The organism is Sphaerisporangium sp. NPDC049003, from assembly GCF_043197795.1.
In the GTDB taxonomy this organism is placed as follows: Bacteria; Actinomycetota; Actinomycetes; order Streptosporangiales; family Streptosporangiaceae; genus Sphaerisporangium.
The window spans coordinates 184,995-202,660 of record NZ_JBICTU010000013.1; the positions used below are offsets into that span (position 1 = coordinate 184,995).

15 protein-coding genes and 1 riboswitch are annotated in these 17,666 nt (G+C 71.5%); of the genes, 8 read left to right on the forward strand and 7 right to left on the reverse strand.

Annotated features, from left to right (window positions below; all coding sequences use genetic code 11):
* The first annotated feature begins 82 nt into the window (after nt 1–82).
* Nucleotides 83–901: an LLM class flavin-dependent oxidoreductase gene (locus ACGFIV_RS16605; protein WP_358554249.1), complete on the forward strand. Its 819-nt coding sequence runs from the start codon at nt 83–85 to the stop codon at nt 899–901.
* On the forward strand, nt 898–1,323 hold the full coding sequence (locus tag ACGFIV_RS16610) for a nucleoside deaminase (RefSeq protein WP_358554252.1): 426 nt from the start codon (nt 898–900) through the stop codon (nt 1,321–1,323). The genes ACGFIV_RS16605 and ACGFIV_RS16610 overlap by 4 nt, the downstream gene beginning before the upstream one ends.
* A 207-nt stretch (nt 1,324–1,530) precedes the next feature.
* Here ACGFIV_RS16610 and ACGFIV_RS16615 read toward each other — a convergent pair whose 3' ends face one another.
* Both ACGFIV_RS16615 and ACGFIV_RS16620 read right to left on the reverse strand, forming a co-directional pair.
* A complete protein-coding gene (locus ACGFIV_RS16615; RefSeq protein WP_392835727.1) occupies nt 1,531–1,938 on the reverse strand; it encodes a YciI family protein in 408 nt (135 codons plus the stop codon).
* Nucleotides 1,939–2,183: 245 nt separating this feature from the next.
* Nucleotides 2,184–2,888 (reverse strand): class I SAM-dependent methyltransferase, encoded by a 705-nt coding sequence (locus ACGFIV_RS16620; RefSeq protein WP_392835666.1) that lies wholly within the window; start codon nt 2,886–2,888, stop codon nt 2,184–2,186.
* A 508-nt stretch (nt 2,889–3,396) separates the two neighbouring features.
* Nucleotides 3,397–3,488: riboswitch (Fluoride riboswitch) on the forward strand.
* Nucleotides 3,489–3,752: 264 nt separating this feature from the next.
* Between ACGFIV_RS16620 and crcB (ACGFIV_RS16625) the strand changes: the two genes are divergently transcribed.
* The 5 genes from crcB (ACGFIV_RS16625) to ACGFIV_RS16645 all read left to right on the forward strand — a co-directional run bounded on the left by crcB (ACGFIV_RS16625) (nt 3,753) and on the right by ACGFIV_RS16645 (nt 7,354).
* Nucleotides 3,753–4,322 (forward strand): fluoride efflux transporter CrcB, encoded by a 570-nt coding sequence (gene crcB / locus ACGFIV_RS16625; protein WP_358554261.1) that lies wholly within the window; start codon nt 3,753–3,755, stop codon nt 4,320–4,322.
* Complete coding sequence (locus ACGFIV_RS16630; protein ID WP_358554264.1) at nt 4,319–4,675, forward strand: DUF190 domain-containing protein; 357 nt, start codon at nt 4,319–4,321, stop codon at nt 4,673–4,675. Before crcB (ACGFIV_RS16625) ends, ACGFIV_RS16630 begins: the two co-directional genes overlap by 4 nt.
* Complete coding sequence (gene crcB, locus ACGFIV_RS16635; RefSeq protein WP_358554267.1) at nt 4,672–5,040, forward strand: fluoride efflux transporter CrcB; 369 nt, start codon at nt 4,672–4,674, stop codon at nt 5,038–5,040. Before ACGFIV_RS16630 ends, crcB (ACGFIV_RS16635) begins: the two co-directional genes overlap by 4 nt.
* Nucleotides 5,041–5,348: 308 nt before the next feature.
* Nucleotides 5,349–6,770 carry an MFS transporter gene (locus tag ACGFIV_RS16640; RefSeq protein WP_358554270.1) on the forward strand — a complete coding sequence of 474 codons (1,422 nt, stop codon included), beginning with the start codon at nt 5,349–5,351 and terminating at the stop codon, nt 6,768–6,770.
* Nucleotides 6,771–7,021: 251 nt separating this feature from the next.
* Entirely contained in the window at nt 7,022–7,354 is a 333-nt protein-coding gene (locus ACGFIV_RS16645) for a hypothetical protein (RefSeq protein ID WP_392835671.1), read from the forward strand.
* A 15-nt stretch (nt 7,355–7,369) separates the two neighbouring features.
* Here the strand turns inward: ACGFIV_RS16645 and ACGFIV_RS16650 are convergent, their stop codons facing one another.
* The 3 genes from ACGFIV_RS16650 to ACGFIV_RS16660 form a co-directional block, all read right to left on the reverse strand.
* Nucleotides 7,370–9,358, reverse strand: a complete 1,989-nt coding sequence (locus ACGFIV_RS16650; protein ID WP_392835673.1) for a GTP-binding protein — start codon at nt 9,356–9,358, stop codon at nt 7,370–7,372.
* A gap of 155 nt (nt 9,359–9,513) precedes the next feature.
* A complete protein-coding gene (locus ACGFIV_RS16655) occupies nt 9,514–10,152 on the reverse strand; it encodes a class I SAM-dependent methyltransferase (RefSeq protein WP_358554281.1) in 639 nt (212 codons plus the stop codon).
* A gap of 72 nt (nt 10,153–10,224) precedes the next feature.
* Nucleotides 10,225–10,554: a TetR family transcriptional regulator gene (locus ACGFIV_RS16660; RefSeq protein WP_358554284.1), complete on the reverse strand. Its 330-nt coding sequence runs from the start codon at nt 10,552–10,554 to the stop codon at nt 10,225–10,227.
* On the opposite strand from ACGFIV_RS16660, the gene ACGFIV_RS16665 reads away from it, so the two are divergent.
* Entirely contained in the window at nt 10,541–11,101 is a 561-nt protein-coding gene (locus tag ACGFIV_RS16665; protein ID WP_358554287.1) for a hypothetical protein, read from the forward strand. The genes ACGFIV_RS16660 and ACGFIV_RS16665 overlap by 14 nt on opposite strands.
* Nucleotides 11,102–11,201: 100 nt before the next feature.
* Here the strand turns inward: ACGFIV_RS16665 and ACGFIV_RS16670 are convergent, their stop codons facing one another.
* Both ACGFIV_RS16670 and ACGFIV_RS16675 read right to left on the reverse strand, forming a co-directional pair.
* Complete coding sequence (locus ACGFIV_RS16670; RefSeq protein WP_392835677.1) at nt 11,202–14,870, reverse strand: choice-of-anchor D domain-containing protein; 3,669 nt, start codon at nt 14,868–14,870, stop codon at nt 11,202–11,204.
* Between the two features lie 232 nt (nt 14,871–15,102).
* Entirely contained in the window at nt 15,103–17,658 is a 2,556-nt protein-coding gene (locus tag ACGFIV_RS16675; RefSeq protein WP_358559434.1) for a LuxR C-terminal-related transcriptional regulator, read from the reverse strand.
* Nucleotides 17,659–17,666 lie beyond the last annotated feature (8 nt).

Below are 17,666 nucleotides of genomic sequence, written 5' to 3' on the forward strand. Positions count from 1 at the left end.
GCCGTTGACGATCACTGGATAGCCTTGACCAGTGCAAATAGGTGTGAATGTCCCGAACTTCGGGCCTGGTACCGACCCAGGCGTGCTGAGGAGCTGGGCGCAGACGGTCGAGGGGCTGGGCTTCGACCTGCTGATGGTCTCCGACCACGTCGCGGTGACGCCCGACGTCGCCGAGCAGTACCCTGCGCCGTTCTACGAGCCCTTCACCACCCTGTCCTGGCTGGCCGGTGTCACCCGGCGCGTCGGCCTCGGGACCACCGTGCTCGTCGTGCCATACCGGCACCCGCTGCTCATCGCCCGCATGGCCGCCAACCTCAACCAGCTCAGCGGGGGGCGGCTGGTCCTCGGCGTCGGCGTCGGCTGGGCGCGGCAGGAGTACGCCGCGCTCGGAGCCCCCTTCGAACAGCGGGGGAAGCTGACCGACGAGCACCTTGAGGCGGTGCGCGCCGCCTGGGAGGACGACCAGGACTACCGCAGCGGGCGGATACCGATCTGGGTCGGCGGCAACAGCGACGCCGGCCTGCGCCGGGCGGTACGCCTCGGCGACGCCTGGCACCCGCTGAGGAACACCCTCGGCTGGCTGCGCGAGGCCCGGGACCGGCTGAAGGCCGCCGCCACCGAGCAGGAGCGGCCGGAACCCGCGCTGACCCCCCGCATCGCCCTGCGGCTCACCGAGTCGCCGGTCACCGGCCCGGAGCGGCTCGCCGGCGAGGGCACCATCGACCAGATCCTCGACGACCTCGAACAACTGCGCCTTCTCGGCGCCGGCACCGTCGTGCTCGACCCGTTCAACGGCGACCCGGACGAGACCCGCCACCCGCATACGGCGTGGCAGGCGCTCGCGACCGTGGCCGCGCACCGCGGGCTCGGCACACACCACACAGGAACGGAACGACAGTGACACACGACGACGAACGCCTCCTCCGCAGGGCCATCGAGCTCGCGAGCACCGCGCGGACGGGCGGAAACCCGCCGTTCGGGTCGCTGCTGGCGGGGCCGGACGGCACCGTGCTCGTCGAAGAGCGCAACACCGTCCTCACCGACCATGACATCACCGCCCACCCCGAGCTGAAGCTGGCCAGGTGGGCGGCCCGCGAACTCGACCCCGCCGCAGCGGCGGCCACCACGATGTACACCAGCTGCCAGCCCTGCGGCATGTGCGCGGGCGCCATCGAACGGTCCGGCCTCGGCCGCGTCGTGTTCGCGCTCTCCACCGAGCAGCTCACCGGCCTCAAGCCGGCCGCCACCGCCCCGGGCGCGCGCCAGGAAGGCCCGGCGCTGTTCGACGAGGCGCGCGTCCCGGTCGACGGCTACTACACCTGATCCCCATCGGCCCCGCGCGGGACGGCCACGCCTACGTCGTCCCGCGCCGTACGGGCCGCGTGCTCGCGTTCGTGGCGTGGAGGTAGCGCTGTCGCGGGAGGCTGGTGTCCGCCGGGCCGCCTCCCGGTAGGACCCACGTGCCGCCGCATGGTCGCCGGTGAGCAACATGAGCGGCTGACGTGCCTGCTCGCTGCGCAGCGGGGAGGTTCAGAGCTCCAGCTCGGCCCGGGACTCCGCGATCGGCCGTACGTCCGCGTAGGCCCTGGCGGCGACATGGCCAGGAGCCGGGCAGCCACTCAGCCGGGCGGCGATCTCGGTCGCCCGGTCGAAGCTCTCACAGTCCACGATCCAGTAGCCGGCCAGGACCTCCTGGGTCTCGGCGTAGGGGCCGTCCGTCACGACCGGGACACCGCCCTGCGACCCGAGCCTCCTGGTGTGGACCGGAGCGGCCAGAGCCCGCGTCTCGACGAGCTCGCCGGACTCCTCCAGGTCCTTGTTGAACGCCTCCATGAACGCGCCCATGGCGGCGAAGTCCTCCGGAGACCAGGCCGGGGCGCCGGTGTGCTTCCCCGCCATGCCGTCGTAGTCCTGCTGCGATCCGTAAGTCAAGATCATGTACTTCACGATGTCTCCTCTCTGCCGGCACCCGTCCGGTGACTCTCATCAGAGACGTCGAGACTACGGTCCCATCTCCGGACATCCACCCGCGAAAACGTCATGATTTCCTCAACGGGAGGGCCGGAGGAGACGGGCGCCCCGGCCGCGCCTGTGGGAATCGCGAACGGGACTGACGCGTCGGCCGCCGCGCTTCGGGCGCACTCCGGAAACCGAGAATTGATCCCGCGTGCCAAGCTCGGCGCTCACGGGTGGGCGATGACGGCGTACCTCTCGTCGTGGATCGGGCGGCCCCACAGGACCGGATCGGTGAGCTGCTCGACGCGGCAGCGCGCGGCGATCGGCCGTAGCGCCCGCAGGAGGCGCTCGGCTCCGACCCCGCCCATCCAGGGCAGCGACGTGGACCCAACATAGGCGGACCGTTCGCCGGAGTCGGGCGAGCCGGCTTCGGGCCCGCCTTCGGGGGAGCCGGTGTCGGGAGGGGCGGCCCAGCGTCCCTCGATGAGGACCAAGCGCCCGCCTGGGCGCAGCTGACCGGCCCAGCGGCGCAGGGCATCCTCGGGGTCGGGCAGGGTCCACAGCAGATGACGCGAGAGGATCACGTCGAACGATGTCCCGGCCTGCGCCGGAGGGTCGCCCGCGTCGCCCACCATCACCGCCACCTCGAAGCCGGCCGTGGTGAGCTTGCGCCTGGCCTGCTCGACCATGAGCGGCGACAGATCGACCCCGACCGGCCGGTGCCCCCGCTCGGCGAGCAGCAGGGTCAGGGAACCGGTGCCGCAGCCGAGGTCGAGAACGTCGGACGGGGATGGGGGCATCCACGAACCCAGCCGTTCGGCCCAGGCGGCCCTGACAAGAGGATCACGAAGGCCGTGGTCGGCCTCCTCGTCGAAGGAGGGCGCGGCGGCATCCCAGAAGGACGCGATCGACCCGGGGTTCGCTTCTGGCATCCACGAATCATGCCGGCCGGCACCGACAAGAACGCCGGTACCGGTAGGTGACGCCGGTGACGAGCGTGCCCAGCGTGACGCGGCTGGTGAGGGCGGCGGCGTAGGCACGCGGGACCTGGTGGGCCGGAAAGGGATCGCGGCGGAATCTCACCGCGAGAACAGCACCCCGGCGAAGCGCCCGGCGATGCCGAACAGCGCGACGTCGGCCATGCTCGGCGGTGGACGACGGACCTCAGTCCAGACGAGGCGGCAGAGCGCACCTCGCGTTCAGGTCATGCTGCGAGAAAATTTTACCGAACGCCCGGCGAACTCCCGGCACGCGGGCCCCTGTACTCAGCGGCCGGTACGCGGGAGGTCCAAGTCCTCGTTGGCCGGTATGAGGTCCCGTATCGACATCGGCCACTATGTGGGAGGCCTTAGCGGGCTCCGAGCCTTACGGGCGGCGGCGGGGTCCGCCGGGGGCATGCGTGGATCGTCAGCGGAGGTCGACCCCGCCTGCCGCTAGACTACGTAGCACGGTGATGGATCCCGCCGGGGCGGTGCCGCCGCGTGTACGGCCGCCGCCCGAACTGCCTCCCGGCTGATGGTTCCTGACGACACGTCAGGCATTGCCGTGAAAGGGAGGCAGCTGATGAGACCTTTGGTCGTCCATGGTCATGCGGCCGGCCGCCACAGACCTGATCGGTCGTACGATCGCGACCTGCTCCACGCTCGCGCCGATCGGCCAGGACCCGCTATCCGTACCGTCCGCCCCGTTCCGCGTACGTGCGTGCCGGCGCGGTGCGGGGGCGAGTCTCCGTACGTGCGTGTGTGCCGGCGCTGTGCGCGGGCGAAAGCGGCTTCGATCATGGAAGGGAGTGGCGGGTGACAGCGCGTCCGTCTGAGTATCCATTCGATCCAGGTCCCCCGAGCGGGGGTGACCTGCCGATCGGCTCGGATGTCGACGTCGCCGACGAGCGAGGGCATCCGGAGCGGAACGTGTTCGACGCCCATCCCGGGAGACGCCGGGGAGGGGCTCCGGGAGCGCTCCTGGTGATCGCTCTGGGGGGCGGGCTCGGCAGCGTCGCCCGCTATCTGGTGAGTCAGGCGATCCCGGCCCCCGCCGGGCGGTTCCCGTGGGCGACGTTTCTGATCAACATGACGGGCTGCTTCGCGCTGGGCCTGCTGATGGTGTTCGTCCTGAACGTGTGGCCGCCCCGCCGCTACCTGCGGTCTTTCCTCGGGATCGGCTTCCTCGGGGGTTACACGACGTTCTCCACGTTCACCACCGAGATCCTCCAGCTGGCCCGCGACGGGAGGTGGACCGTGGCCGGCTCGTACGCGGTGGGCAGCGCGCTGGCCGGGCTGGTCGCGGTCTGGTGCGGGCTGGCGCTGGCGCGTGGCCTGGCCGGCATCCCGGTACGGCGCTCTCGCGATGACAGGAGTTCCCGATGAGACTGCATGGCCAGGCCGTCCGCCTGACGATCTTCGTTGGCGAGACGGACCAATATCGGCATCGGCCGCTGTCCACCGAGATCGTGCACCGTGCCCACAAGCACGGCCTGGCGGGGGCCAGCGTGTTCCGCGGGGTCGAGGGCTTCGGCGCCTCCTCGCTGATCCACACCACCCGGTTGCTGTCGCTCAGCCAGGACCTGCCGGTGGCGATCGTCATCGTGGACGCCGAGGAGAAGGTCACAGGCTTCATGGCCGAGTTGGACGCGCTCGTCACGGAAGGCCTGGTGATCATGGAACCGGTGGAGGTCTACCGCTACATCGGCAGGAAGGCAGAGAGCGGGGCCGGTGAATGACGGTCCTGCTCGTCTTCGCCGGTGGAGTCCTCGGCGCGCCGGCCCGGTACCTCCTCGACCGTTTCATCCAGAAGCGCCACGACACGGTCTTTCCCTGGGGCACCCTCACCGTCAACCTCGTCGGCTCGCTCGTCCTCGGGTTCCTCATCGGGCTGGGCACCAGGATCGCCATGCCCCAGGAGATCCCGATCTTCGTCGGCACCGGGATCTGCGGGGCGCTCACCACCTTCAGCACCTTCGGCTTCGAGACGACGCGCCTGCTCGAAGAGGGTTCGATCGTCGAGGCCGGGCTCAACGCCCTGGGCAGCCTCGTCCTCGGCGTCCTGGCCGCCGTCGCCGGCTACGCGCTCGCCGTGCTCGCCTGACCGGCGGCCCGGCCGCCCACCGGCCGGCTCGTCCGCGATCGTACGGTTCATCAGGGCTGAACCGACCGGCGAAACCGGTGCTCGAACCAGGACCGCCTCGCGCCGCTCGCCTAGACTTGGTCCTGCCGGGAGCGACCTCGAAAGCCAGGGGCCACGTCGACCTCGATGCCAGGGCCGGCGGCACGCCCGGGCGGGGCACGCTCCGGTGAATCGGCCTGACGGGGGATCTCGCTGGTGAGTACCGGCAGAGCGGCTGAGCGCCCACCGATGACCGGCCGCACGGGAAGCGGCGGCGAGGACGCCGAGCGGTGCCACGGCTGCTGAGGGAACGACCACGCCCGCAACGGGTGCGAGCGCACCAGTATGCGCCGTGGTTCGCGGTCGGAGCGGTGTGCGTCGGCGCGTTCATGGGACAACTGGACGCGAGCATCGTCACGCTGATCTTCCCCGCGCTCCAGCGGCGGTTCGATGCCCCGCTGGCGGCGGTGCAGTGGGTGGCAGTGGCCTACCTGCTCGCGCTGGTCGCCCTGCTGATCGCGGCGGGACGGCTGGCCGATGTCGCGGGGCGCAAGCTGATCTATCTGTATGGCTTCGTCGTGTTCACCGGGGCGTCCGTGGCCTGCGGGTTCGCGCCGTCACTGGCCGCGCTCGTGGCCTGCCGGGTGGTCCAGGCGGCGGGCGCGGCGATGTTGCAGGCCAACAGCGTGGCGCTGGTGGTGACCAGCGTACGGCGGGAGCGCGCGCGGGCCGCGCTCGGGATGCAGGCGGCCGCCCAGTCGCTGGGGCTGGCCCTCGGGCCGACGGCGGGCGGGTTCCTGGTCGGCTCGGCCGACTGGCGGTGGGTGTTCTGGATCAACGCGCCGGTCGGCCTGGTGGCCATCGTCGCCGGACGATACCTGCTGCCCCGCACCCGCGAGCACAGCCGGCCCGGCGCGTTCGACTGGGGGGGGCTGCTCCTGCTCGGAACGGCCACGACCGGCCTGCTCCTGGCCGCCTCTGGGGCGTCCGGCCTCGGGCTGCCGGTCTTCCCGATCGTGGCACTGCTGTCCGTCGCCCTGGCATCCGCCGCGGGTCTGCGGGCCTGGGAACGGAGGGCGTCGTCACCGCTGCTCGACGTCACCGTGCTGCGCTCCGGGGTGGTGGCGGGGCTCGCCGGAGCCCTGTGCGCCTATCTCGTCCTGTTCGGTCCGCTGGTGCTGTTCTCGCAGGTGCTCGTCGCGAGCGGCCTGCGTGAGCCGCACGCCGGCCTGGTGCTCAGCGCGCTGCCGGCCGGATTCGCGTTCTCCGCGCTCACGGCCGACCATCTGGCACCGCGCCGGTGGGGGAACCGGGCTCGATGTGTGACGGGCGCCCTGGTCGCTTTGGGCGCGACCGCGCTGCTCGCGATCACCCCCACCGCTCCCGGCCCGCTCGCCTGCTTCCTCGCGCTGCTCGGCCTGGGCCTTGGGCTGTTCGTCCCGGCCAACAACGCCGCCGTCATGGCCGCCGTACCGGCCAGGACGTCGGCGACCGCCGGAGGCATGATCAACATGGCGCGTGGCATCGGCACCGCTCTGGGTGTCGCCGGCGTCACCCTCGCCCTCTACCTCGCGGGAGGGCCGGGGACAGCCGGGGCGCGGCTGGCCTTGGGCATGCTCGGCGCGGCGGCCCTGGTCGCCGCGCTCACCGCCACCCCGGCGTGCGCCAGGGTCGCCGAGGTGAGCGGCCGTCGTCCTCGACCCGACCCCTGACGGAGACGTGCGGAGTCAAAGAGCCGCATCGCCGGGGGAAACATGCCGTACCTGTTCGGGTGTCTCGTGGGGCATGCGACCGTCTGTCTCGATACTGGGGCTCATGATCGTCTATCGCCAGGAGGCGTGCGGTGAGTAGTCGAATGTCGTGGTTCGGGCCGGTCGTAGCGGCGTCGGTAGTGGCTTCTTGTGTGGTCTCCGGCTCCATCGCCGCTACTCCGGCGTTCGCGGACACCGCTTCCTACAGTTGCGTGACCGCGACCATCGCGCCGCTGTACTCCGACAGCGTGGTGGGGTCGGAGTGCAAGGGCAAGGGGGACGGCATCGCGGGAACGCTGGCCATCTCCAAGAACGTGACCGTCACGCAGTCGCCCCCTGTTCTTCTCGGGCCGAAGAACTACAGGTGCCGGTTCATCTCGCCGATACCCGGTGCCCAGGTCATCGGCCTCGGATGCGTCGAGTCGGGCTCCACGCCGAAGTCGACGCCGAAGTCGACGCCGAAGTCGACGCCGAAACCGACACCGAAGCCGACACCGAAACCGACACCGAAGCCGACACCGGCGACCGGGGGCGCCGTGCGGTAGGCGGCACGGTGACGGTCAGCCGTCCTCCCTCCGGCCGGTGACCCGCCGCTGGACCCGCAGGAGGTACTCCTCGCGGTGCAGCGGGTCGTGGTCCGACCTCGGCCGGGACGGGGGCGTGCCGCGCACCGGCTCGTAGTGGTCGAAGGCGCACTCCAGCACGCCCTCGCCCCGGGTCAGCCCCGGCAGCCACTGCTCCAGCTCGTGCACGGAAGCGGCCGGGATCTCGCCGTCGATCAGGCACGTCGCATCGCGGGTCGCCGGTGTCCGCGGAACGGCGCGCAGCCGCACCAGGAAGGGCAGCACCGATCCGAACGTGTCGGCCGGGATCTCCAGGCTGAGACGGTGCATGGGCTCGTGCACCGTCGTGCCGGCCCGCTTGAGCGCGTCGACCACGACCAGCGGCGTGAGGCCGCGGAAGTCCGCGCCGGTGCTCGACATGCTCTTGTCGAAGGTGGCGTGGGCGTGGCTCTGCCGTGGCGCGTAGCCCGAGTGCGTCATGGTGACCGTGCAGTCGATGACCTGCCATCCGTACAGCCCCTGGCTCAGCGTTTCGTGCACGGTCTCCTGGATGGCTTTGAGGAACGCGAACGGCAGCGACCCGAGCTCGACCTCCAGCCGGAACCGGACGCCGCTGTCGGCCGGAGCCGGGTCGACGCGCAGCCCGACGGTCGCGAGAAAGGGATTCGGCTCCTTGCCCATGATCTCGACGGCGGCACCGGTGCCGGCCGGCCGTTCGACGCAGATGGTCGTCGTCTCGCGGAACATGACGCGCACCCCGTAGTCGTTCGCCAGCGTCGCCTGGATGACCTCCTTCTGGACCTCGCCGTAGAGCGAGACGGAGATCTCCTGCCGGACGTCGTCCTGCCGCAGGTTGATCAGCGGGTCCTGCTCGGCGAGCTGGGCGAGCGCCGCGTGCAGCGCGCCCTTGTCGGCGGGGCGGGGGACGACGACCGTTTCGAGCGTCGGCGGGGCGAAGTAGCGGCGCGCCGAGGTCGGTCGCGGCACGCCGATCGTGTCGCCGATCCGCACCTCGCCGAGACCCCAGAGCAGGCCGATCTGCCCCGCGGAGACCGCCTGGCGCCGGAGGGACGAGCCGCGGTCGAAGACGCTGATCGCGGTGACCTTCCCCTCCTCGTCCTGGCGGAACCGCAGCCGGTCGCGCACCCGGATGGTCCCCGAGAACATGCGCACGTACGCGATCTTCTCCCCGGCCGGTCCGCGTTCGACCTTGAACACGGTGCCCGAGACCGGGCCGCCGGCGTCGCCTTCGGCGGCGGGCAGCAGCTCGCTGATGCCGCTCATCAGCGCGTCCACGCCCGCCCCCGTGATCGCCGAGCCGAAGTACACCGGATGCACCAGGGCGCGCCTGGCCTGCGCCTCCAGCTCCTCCCTGAGCCGCTCGAAGGACACCGGTTTCTCGTCGTCGAGATAGGCGGCCAGGAAAGCGTCGTCGTGGTCGGCGAGCAACTCGCCCAGCCTGGCCGTGAAGCCGGCGTCGTCCGCGCCGAAGGGCGTGAAAGCGGGACCGCGCGTGCCGAGGCCGCCGGCCGCTCCCATCGGGATGATCGACGACGTCAGCCTCTCGGAGACCTCCCGCAGGACCCGTTCGCCGTCGGCGCCACTGCGGTCGATCTTGTTCACGAAGACGAGCGTCGGAGTGCCCAGCCGGCGCAGCGTCCGCATCAGCACGCGGGTCTGCGCCTGCACGCCCTCCACGGCCGAGACGACCAGCACGGCGCCGTCGAGCACGTCGAGCACCCGTTCCACCTCGGCGATGAAATCCGGGTGGCCGGGCGTGTCGATCAGGTTGACGGCGACGTCGCCGACGACGAACGACACGACGGCGGACTTGATCGTGATGCCGCGTTCGCGTTCGAGCGCCAGGGAGTCGGTCTGGGTGCTGCCGTCGTCGACGCTGCCGATCTCGTCGATCACGCCGGCGGCGTACAGCAGCCGCTCGGTCAGGCTGGTCTTACCGGCGTCTACGTGTGCCAGAATCCCCAAGTTCAAAGTGCGCACTGAACGTCGTGTCCTCTAGGTAGATGGAAACTTCCTTTCTGTTGGACACAGACGTCTCACGCATTTCGTTCTCCCTGGTTGATCGATGCTGTGAGCCAGTGCAGCAGACGGCGACCACGGAGAGCAACCGCTTTATCGGTTCACCCGGCCAGGCGCCGGATCTTGAGCGTGTTGTCCGTGCGGGTGGTCGGCCGCCCTTCGGGGTCGTTCTGGATCCGTTCGTGCTCGTCGGTGAGCAGCACCTCCCACTCCCCGTCCCGCAGGTCGAGGGATTCGAGGACCTCCTCCGGCGTGGGGAAGTGCGTGTCGGGATCGTGGCCGTGCTCCCAGGCGGGGAACCCCGCGTGCCCGACGACGAGCAGGACCCCGCCCGGCGCGATGGCCGAGGCCGCGGTACGCAGGATCTTCTCCCGCGGCAGGTCGCCATGGGAGTGCAGGAAATGGGCGGAGACGAGGTCGAAGACCCCGGCGGGGAAGGACGACGCGAGGTCGTGCCGTTGCCAGTCGACGCGTCCCGCGGCGTCGGCGTCGGCCTCGGCCGCGTGCCGGGCCGCGCGGTCGAGGGCGACCTGGGAGATGTCGACGGCGGTGACGTGCCATCCCCGCTGGGCCAGCCAGATCGCGTCGGCTCCCTCGCCGCACCCGAGGTCCAGGGCTCTGCCCGGCTCCATGCCGGTGACCTCGCGGACCAGCACGGTGTTGGGGTTCCCGCTCCAGATCTGGTCGCTCTGGCTGTAGCGGTCGTCCCAGAACTCCGCTTCAGAGGTGAAGTCGGTCATGTGTGCGTTCTCCTTGGTGTCCTCGGGGTGGGCAGGGGTCGAGGCGTGTTCGCTCGTGCGCGGTGCCTCCGTTCACGGGAGATGATCCGCCCACGTCCGCACAGATGACAAACCTTCTTGCCGAATCGGCGGACGAGCCATGAGACGTGTGCTCAGGCGGGCGAGGGCGAGCATCAGGTCGACGAGGCCTTCCTTGCTGTGCACGTAGCGGTACAGCGCCATCGGCGAGTAGGGCCCGAGGCGGGCGGCCACCGCCTTCATGGTGAGCGCGGACGGCCCGGCCTCGTCGGCGAGGGCGATCGCGGCGGCCACGATCTCCCCCCGTCCGAGGGCGCGCTGCCGTGGCGGCGGGGGTGGCTGGTTCCAGACCAGCGGAACCGGATTCTCGATGGACTTTCCCACACCACGAAGTTGCCGGTTCGTCCGGGAGGTGGTGCGCCACTGCGCGGGCAGGGTGCGCTACTGGCAGTGCGACAACGAGCCCAGCAACACCGGCCTGCTGTGGGCGGGCACCGCGCCCGGGTACGTCACGCAGCTCCAGGTCATGTACGGGGCGGTCAAGGAGGCCGACCCGGCCGCCGCGGTGGTGCTCGGCGGCTGCGGGTACGACGTCTTCAGCGGCGCCGGCGACAGCGAGCCGCGGCGGTTCTTCGACCACCTGGTCTCCGCCGGCCGCGACGCGTTCGACCTGTTCGACGTCCACCTCTACGGAGACCCCGCCACGGCGGCCGACTGCGTCGAGACGGCCCGGCGGATGATGCGGGCCCACGGCTACGCCAAGCCGGTGGTGGCCGGCGAGTACGCCGGCCCGGTGCCGTTCGACATCCCCGAGGTCGAGGCGGTCATGCGGGAGACGCCCGCCGTCGAGATCGGCGACGGGGTGCTCCGGTTTCCGGTGTCCCTCACGCCCGTCTTCGTCACCGAGGAGACGCCCGGGCGGCCGTCCTGAACGCGCCGGGCCGCCGGAACGGAACGGGGAGCGCCCGGGAACGCGAAGGGAGTGCCGGAGGAGACGCGTACGTCCCCTCCGGCACTCCCGGGCCGTGCCGCTACGAGGCGTAGACCTCGAACTCCGACAGCTGGCCGGCGGGCCAGCCGCTGTTGGCGGTGAAGGTCAGGCGCAGGTGGCGCCTGCTGGTCGCCGGGAAGGTGATGGTGGCCGTGTTGCCGGTGGCCGGGTTGAAGGTGTACGTCGCCGAGCCGACGACGTTGGTGAAGGTCGTCCCGTCGGTGCTGCCGAGGACGGTGAGCGTCTGCGTGCGGGTGGCCCAGTCGGTGGCCGGGGGCAGCTTGAGGACGACGCGACCGACGGTGACGGCGGAGCCGAGGTCGACGGTGATCGACTGCGGGAAGGCGTTGTTGGCCGACTCCCAGTAGGTGCTCGCGTTGCCGTCCACGGCGTTGCCCGAGCCGTACACCTGCGAGTGGCTGGTCTCGGTGGTCGGCCTGCCCTGCGCGAGGTTGGTGGCCGGAGCGGTGCCGCCGGTGCCGGTGAGGGCGACGGTCAGCGGGCCGTTCGGGTCGTTGCTGGCCACGCTCAGAGTGCCCGTGCGGGTGCCCGTCGCGGTGGGGGTGAAGGTGACGTTGACCGTGCAGGACGCGCCGGCGGCCAGCGTGGCGCCGCAGGTCTTGGTCTGGGCGTAGTCACCGGTCGTGGCGACCGTGCCGAGCGTCGCCTGCCCGGTGCCGTTGTTGGTGACCGTCACGGCCTGCGCCGGGCTGGTGCTGCCGACGGTCCTGGCGGCGAACGTCAGGTCGGCCGGGGAGGCCGCCAGGGACACGGTCGGCGCCGGGCCGCCGCCGCCCGGGAAGATCTGGAACTCCGCGACCTGTGCCGCGGGCCAGCCGGAGTTGGCGGTGAAGTTCAGCCGGACCTGCCGCGCGCTGGACGTGGTCAGGGGGATGGTGACGGTGTTGCCGGTCGCGGGGTTGAAGGTGTAGGTGGCGGAGGGCTTCAGAGTCGTCCAGGTCGTGCCGTCGGTGCTGCCCTGGACGGACAGGGTCTGGGTCCTGGTCGCCCACGCCGCGGGCGGCGGGAGCTTCAGGGTGACCGAGCCGATGCTCTGGGCGGTGCCGAGGTCGGCCTGCAGCCACTGCGGGAAGGCGTTGCTGTTCGACTCCCAGTAGGTGGCGGTGTTGTCGTCGTTGGCGTTTCCGGGCGGGAAGCCGCCGTTGGAGCTGCTCGCCGTCATCGTCGCGCCGAGGGCGAGGTTGGTGGTCGAGGTGATGCCGCTGCCGGAGAGGTTCACCGTCAGGGGGCTGTTGACGTCGTTGCTCGCCACCTTGACGGTGCCCGGACGGCTGCCCGAGGCGGTCGGGGTGAAGGTGACGTTGACCGTGCAGGACGCGCCGGCGGCCAGCGTGGCGCCGCAGGTGTTGGTCTGCGCGTAGTCGCCGGTGGTGGTGACGCCGCTCAGGGTCGCCGGGGCGGTGCCGCTGTTGGTGACGGTGACGGCCTGCGCCGGGCTGGTGGAACCCGACTGCCGCGACCCGAAGGACAGGCTCGCGGGTGAGGCGGTCAGGGCGACGCCGTTGGTGCCGCTGCCGGTGAGGCTGACGGTCACGGGACCGCCGGGGGCGCTGCTGGCGACCGTGAGCGTACCGGTGCGGGTGCCGGTCGCGGTCGGCTTGAAGGTGACGTTGACCGTGCAGGACGCGCCGGCGGCCAGGGAGCTGCCGCAGGTGTTGGTCTGGGCGTAGTCGCCGCTGACGCTCACCGAGCTGATCGGGGCCGCCGTGGTGGCTCCGTTGGAGATGGTGACGGCCTGGGCGGGGCTGGTGGTGCCGACCTGGCGCGCCTCGAAGGAGACCAGGCCGGGGGAGCCGGACAGGCCGCCCGTGGTGCCGCCGCCTCCGGGGTAGATGTAGTTCGGGTCGGGCCAGGTGCCGGTGCAGGTGGTGGAGGTGGGGCTCCAGCCGGTGTTGCCCGTGCCGACGGTCGGCGTGAAGCTCGTGCCGACGCAGTTGTGGATGGCGACGCCCGCGCCGATGTGGTTGGCCTTGACGTTGGTGAACGTCGTCGTGGCCCCCGACTGCGCCTGGATCATGTACGTGCCGGTGCCGTCGATGTTGACGTTGTTGAAGTTGACGGTCTTGGTGCTGCCCTCGATGAAGTGGATGGCGGCGTACGAGCTGTCGAGGATGTCGGTGTCGGTGACGTTGATCGTCGCGTTCACCGGTTCGTTGAGCCCGCTGAACCAGATGGCGCCGACGCCGAAGTGCCAGTTGTAGTCGTTGTTGCCCGCCCGGAGCAGGGTGTTGCGCGCGGCGGTGATCGTGCCGGCGACCGCGGTGCCCTGGCCGGAGTTGACGCCCGGGTAGCGGTTGGCGATGTGGATGCCGCCGCCGTTGGAGATCGTGTCGGAGACCACGTTGTCGGTGATCTTGATGTCCCTGCCGCCGTAGGTGACGATGTTGTTCGCCAGGATCGGCAGGATCACCGTGTTGCGGGTGAAGGAGTTGTTGACGTTCGGCACCCGCTCCGGCCACATGGCCAGGCCGTCGTCACCGGTGTTGCGCACGAAGGTGTTGGTCACCGTCGAGTTCGTCACGCCGGTGTGGAAGTTCACGCCGTCGGCCGTCTGGTCGAGGATGCGGCTGTTCTTGATGGTGAAGTTGTCCATCGGGCCGTCCATCCAGGCGCCGACCTTGGTGTGCTGCATCCACACGTTGTCCACGACCGAGTCGGTCATCGCGCCGCCCATGGCGTTGACCTGGTCGTTGTCCTCGCGCTCGGTGATCTCGCCGATGATGGCGAAGTCCTTCAGCGTGACGTTGCGGCTCGGGCCGCCGGCCTCCTGCGGCCGGATCTCGCCGCCGTAGCCACCGCCCTGGACGTACTTGCCGTAGACGCCGACGCCCCGGTTGCGCTGGGTGGGGTGGCGGCCGGTGAGCACGCTGTACCAGGGGCCGGCACCGGCCAGGGTGACACCGTCGACCACCACGTGGTCCCACAGGGTGTAGGTGCCCTCGGGGATGTAGACGACCTTGCCCTGGGCCTTTCCGGCGTTGACCGCGGCCTGGAAGGCGGCGGTGGAGTCGGTGGTGCCGTTGCGGACGGCGCCGAAGTCGTCCACCGACAACGACCCGGCGGGCCGGGCGATCTGGCCGGGGACGACCTCGAAGTCGGCCAGGTCGACGGTGATCGGGATGCCGCCGTTGGACTGCACGCGCACCTTGGCGCCCGCCGCGAGCGTGGACCCGAACATGGTCCGCGTCTCGTCGTAGAAGTGGTGGGGGTTGGTGTCCCCGGGGTTGTTGTTGAACGGGTAGCCGCCGTAGTACCAGCCGTACCGCGAGGTCAGGGCCAGGTCCTTGAGGTGCGTGCCGTTGACCCGCAGATCGGCTGTGGTGTTCTGACCGGTTCCCGCGGCGTTGTCCGGCACGCTGTAGCGCAGCGACATCGCGTTGGCCGGTCGGGTGAGGGTGAACTCCACGTATTGGCCTGCCCCGCTGAGCGTGACGGCCCTGCGGCCCGACGCCTCCGAGGGGAGGTGCCCGTATATGCGGTCGGGGCCGATCACCTGACCTGAGGTGACGGCGTCTTCGGCTTCGATCTCCGCGAAGGGCACGGTGGCGCCGCGCCCCGGGAAGTCGAACGGGGAGTCGGCTCGCGTGGCGGCCGATGCGGGGGTGGCGGGCACGAAGGCCGGCCCTCCCGCTGCCAGCGCCACGACCGTGGCGATCGTCCAGGCCTTCAGCCTGCCGGACTTGTTCATCGACTGACCCTTCATCCAACGAAGAGCCGGACGCTTCGCGGTCGGGTGACGCAGACCGGTGGTGCCCGGGGGGTACACACACCTTAAAATGACGAACAGATGTCTGCAAGATTTCAGCGGTTCTCTGCAATGTAACGACTGCATTGCGCTGTTTCCCCTACGGCCGTGATCACGAACCCCTAAGAGGCCTGGCGTGATCACGAACCCCTAAGAGGCCCGGCTCCTCCCGCCCTCAACCCGGGGTGCGGTCGCCCGGCTCCAGGTCGAGGGCGGAGGCCAGGTGGCGGCGGCTGCGGACGCCGAGCTTGTCGTAGGCCCTCCCGAGAAGGTTGGCCACGGTGCGCACGGACACGCCGAGGTCCGCCGCGATCGCCGGGTTGCTCAGGCCCGAGGCCGCCAGCTCGCAGACCTCACGCTCACGGCTGGTCAGCCTCGGGAAGGCGCGCGGCACCGCGTCCAGCCACGGGCTGTGGAAGCCGTCGCACCGGGCGGCGAGGTCGGCGAGCCGCGGGTCCGCGCTCCGCTGTCCGGGAAGCCGGGCGCTCGCGGCCAGGGACGCCTCCAGGGCCAGGCCGAGATATCCGAGGGTGGAGAACTCGGTGGCGACCGCGAGCAGCGATCCGGCGTCCCCGGTGGCGAGCGCGGCGGCGTGCCGGGCGAAGAGCTCGAACAGGGGGCTGTCGCAGCGGGCCGCGACCGCTCGCAGGCGCTCGGCCGCCTGGGAGGTGGGGCGGAGCCGGGCGTGGAAGTAGGCGCACTCGACGGCGGTGGTCAGCCGCGCCTCCGCCAGGTACTGATCCGCGAGCCGGCCGGCGAGGTCGGCCGCGTAGGCCAGTCTGCCGGAGTACGCGAGCAGGCGGATCCTGCTGAACTCGACCCGGTCGCGTACGCCCAGGTCGTCCGGGATCCGCTCGCGGAGCCGGTCGAGCTCGCGGTACGCCCCGCCGAGGTCCCCGAGGGTGGCGGCGCAGACGGCGTACTCGCAGCCGATGAACACCCGTACCGGGAACGGCGTGTGGTCGTCCACCAGCGCCCGCGCCTCGCGGAGCGGCGCGAGGGCCCGTCTCGGCTGACCGGCCCACATCGCGCACAGCCCCCGCTGGTAGCTGAGCAGGACGACCTCGGTCGGCTCTCCGCGACGCACGGCCCCCTCGTAGTACCGCTCGGTGAGCGGGACGGCCTCGCGGATCCTGCCCGCCAGCACGAGCGCGTAGCCGTGGCAGGCGGCGGCGGACCCGCGCATGGCGGGCCACCGTACGGGCAGCGGCGTCGTCCCTGCGAACGCCTCGGCCGCCCGGGCGGGACTGCCGCCGAACGTGAGGTGGTACGCCCGCAGCGTCACGGCGGCCTCGGCGACCAGCGGGTTCAGCCGCCGCTCGCGGGGCGGGGTCATCGGCACCAGGTCGAGCGAGCGCCGGGTGCCCCGCCTGGTGAAGATCGCGAGCGAGAGGTCGGCCACGTCCAGGTCCTCGCCGGGCGCCTCCCCCGACTTCCTGGCCCGGTCCAGCTCGGCCTGCGCGTCGGCCGGCCTGTTCAACCCCCAGAACAGGCTGAGCGACCGCAGCGCGCTGGTCTCGCCGCCGGGGCACCGCTCGGCGAGCAGGCGCTCGCCCTCCTCCGGCCGTCCCTGCGCGATCAGTGCCTGCCCGCGCAGGGCGGCGCCGCGAGGGCCGGGGATGTGGTGGGAGAGGTCCCCGGCCAGTGCGACGTCCCCGGCTTCCAGGGCCGCCTCGCCCGCCGCGACGGTCTGGTGGAGGGGCACGGGCAGGTCGGCCTGGAGGCGCCACAGCACCAGGCGCGGGTCGTCCGGCCCGGACACGCCCGTCTGTCCGGCGGCCGTCACCAGGTCCCGGTACGCCTGGCGGCGGCGGAGGGCGCCGAGCCCGGCCAGCAGCGCCTGCCCGTAGAACGGGTGCGCCATCGTGACCTGCCGCGGACGCCCGGCCGCCGGAGCGATCGCGGCGCGCTCCAGCAGCCGGGTCGTGACGTTCCGCCCGGCCAGGAAGTCCACGATCTCCAGGGGCAGGGATCCGCTGAGGGCGATGTACTCCAGCGCACGGTGCTCGTCGTCCGCGAACGTGCCGAGGTCGGCGGTGGCAAGCTCGCGCACGCGGGGATGGCCGAGCTCCTGCCCGCGCCACGACCAGACCTCGCGCTCACGCGCGAGGCGGCCGGTTTCGAGGCCGATCTCGACGGCGCGCCGCAGCAGCCTCGGGTTGCCCCGGGTGAGCCGCCACAGCATGTGCGCGGTGAGCCCGTCGACCTGCCCGCCCAGCACGCGGGCGAGCAGGCCGGACAGGGCGTCGGGGGAGAGCCTGGCGAGGGGCAGCACGGCCGGTCGTCCATCCCCGCCCACGTCGGGGACGGTGTCCTTTCGCGCGGTGAGCACCAGCTTGAGCCGCATGACTTCGGACAGGCCCGCGATGCCGGCGGCCGACGACGCGTCGAGATGGTCGGCGTCGTCGATCCCGATGACGACCCGGCGGCCCCGTGCGGCGGCGTCGGCGAGGCTTCCGGCGGCGGGCTCGCGGACGTCACCGTGGACGTGCAGGCTGGCGAGGCCCATGCCGGGGATGCCGGTGGTCGCCTCGGTGGCGGCCCCGCGCAGGACGAGCGCCCCGGTGCCGGCGAGCCGGCTCAGGACGAGGTCGGCGAGCCGGGTCTTGCCCACCCCGGCCTCGCCGACGAGGAGCACTCCCGGCCCCGAGGGGAGCGCCAGTACCCGGTGGATCTCCCGCACGATCTCGTCGCGGCCCACGGCGGGCCATTCCCCGGCGTGTGTCGGCATGGTCGGTG